The sequence below is a fragment of the Paenibacillus sp. P4_A7 genome (assembly GCF_056402455.1).
This window is the reverse complement of record NZ_JBFUHJ010000659.1, coordinates 1-2,217: the sequence shown is the minus strand read 5'-3', so window position 1 is coordinate 2,217 and position 2,217 is coordinate 1. Positions and strand designations below refer to the sequence as shown.

Sequence of the window (2,217 nt, the reverse complement as noted above, 5' to 3'; positions counted from 1 at the left end):
TTAATTAATGTAGCGGAGCCGCATGACGGGCAGAGATCGCGTGAGCCCACTTCCTGTGACTGAATACTTGGATCCTTGGGCTTTTCATTAAGCAGCTCATCTGCTTTAGAACCCATCATAGACAATTCCGACACTTCAACCGCCGCCGCCTGCTCTTCGCCACTCTCCGTATGAATCTCCAGCGACTTCGCAACCGCATCAGCAATGGATTCTACACGATTAACCCCAAAGCCGATCGCACCTGTGCCACCGATACCCTTCAAATGCTTAACGAGCAGCTTAACTTTATTGCCATGCTCTCCGTACCGCAGGAATAAGGAGCAAACTCGACCTAACGCCTCTGCCATGGCGAATACATCCGATCCTGCTTTACCTACATTCAAGAAAATTTCAGCGGGAGTACCATTCAAGTCGTTGATCGTAATATATGCCATTCCGAACGGCGTATTAACCTTATAAGTAGCACCCCGTAATACTTGCGGGCGACGTTTATATTGTTTATCCAACACTTGATTCGCCATCAAATTAGAAGCCGGAAGTACCTCTAAATCTTCATTAACTGACTCCTCATTACTATCTATATCAGGTGAAACTTCATTGTCTAATCCTTGATCTTCCACTTGCTTAGTGCTTTCTTCATCCGACTCTTCCTTTTTCGTCGACAGCACTTGAACATCACGACTACCGTCTCTGTAAATCGTTACCCCTTTGCAGCCGAGCTCGAATGCTAACTCATAAAGCCTTCCTGTCTCTTCCACTGTAAAATCAGCTGGGCAATTCGCCGTTTTCGAAATTGAACTATCAACCCAGCGTTGTATGACAGCTTGTACGCGTATATGATCCTCTGCAGACAAGCTCATAGATGTCACATAATAATCCGGTAATTCTTCTCCTGGATGAGAATCCTTCCATGCGGCCGCAATCGGCACATATTGCTTATCAAATCCAAGTCGACTCTGACGATAATATTCGAATGCAAAATAAGGCTCAATTCCCGTCGACGTACCGACCATCGTTCCCGTACTGCCAGTCGGTGCTTGYGTGATGACCGTAACATTGCGCATACCGCTTTCTGCGACCGCTTCTCCGATCTCAGGGAACTCCGCAATGATATTTTTCATAAAGCCGCTCTGAACATATTTCTCCGAATCAAAAGCTTCGAACGAGCCTTTCTCTCCCGCAATTTCAGTCGATCCCAAATAAGATTCGCGCGCAATAAACGCGTACAGCTTATCTAAGAATACCAACGACTCCGGACTTCCGTATCGTATTTCTAATTTAATCATTAGCTCCGCAAGCCCCATGGTTCCGAGTCCGATACGCCGTTCCAGCTTCTGATTACGTTCATTTTCCTCAAAATGATAAGGGGTTTTATCGATCACATTATCGAGGAAACGTACCGACCATCTCGTCACCTTGGCTAGATCTTCCCAATCTACATCATGATTTTCCTCATCGTAAAATTTAGATAAGTTAATTGCTGATAGGTTACAAACTCCCCAAGCTGGCAAGCCCTGTTCCATTTGTTATCCTCCCGGCTTTTTATCCGGAAGCTCTAACGGTTCATTTCCCGTTAGTTCGGCATATCTTTTCACACCCTAAGATAAGAATGTGTCGCGGCCTCGTGGACGGGTTATATTCTGCTAGCAGCAGGTTCACCGTCTATGCTCTGCCCCTGACCAGCGTTTTACCGCTCGCCTTCGGTTCGGATTAGCCTCTCAGCTTTCCCGCTTCATTCCGCGATTTTTAACGTGAGGCAAACTAGGCTCTACCACACGGATTCGTACTAATAATCGGGTTAAAATACCAGCTATTCGACATCTGATTGTAATATTCCATAAAGACGATACCGGGCTCAGCAGATTTCCAAGCGGATTCAATTATTGTTTGCCATACGTCACGAGCACGTACGGTCTTATAATGAATGACTTTTTTGCCAAGCTCTCGCCATTTATCAATATCTCCTGTCCATAGCTCGTCATAACCCACTTCCTTCGTATCCGGAAATACGAGCTCCCAGTCCAAATCCTCTTTGACAGCCTTCATAAATGCGTTGCTTACACATACGGACAAGTTGGCATTGGTCACCTGACCCATCGTTTGTTTAATCGTAATAAACTCAAGAACATCCGGATGCCAGTCATTGATCATCAACATTAACGCTCCACGACGGCTGCCTCCCTGCTCAATTAACCCTGTTGCATAACTGAACAGTCC

2 pseudogenes are annotated in these 2,217 nt (G+C 45.8%); both read right to left on the bottom strand.

Features of this window, described 5'->3' with window-relative positions:
• Positions 1-1,520: pseudogene (locus AC1DWN_RS32565) on the bottom strand (TSCPD domain-containing protein); the annotation flags it as partial.
• A gap of 250 nt (positions 1,521-1,770) precedes the next feature.
• Positions 1,771-2,217: pseudogene (locus AC1DWN_RS32560) on the bottom strand (adenosylcobalamin-dependent ribonucleoside-diphosphate reductase); the annotation flags it as partial.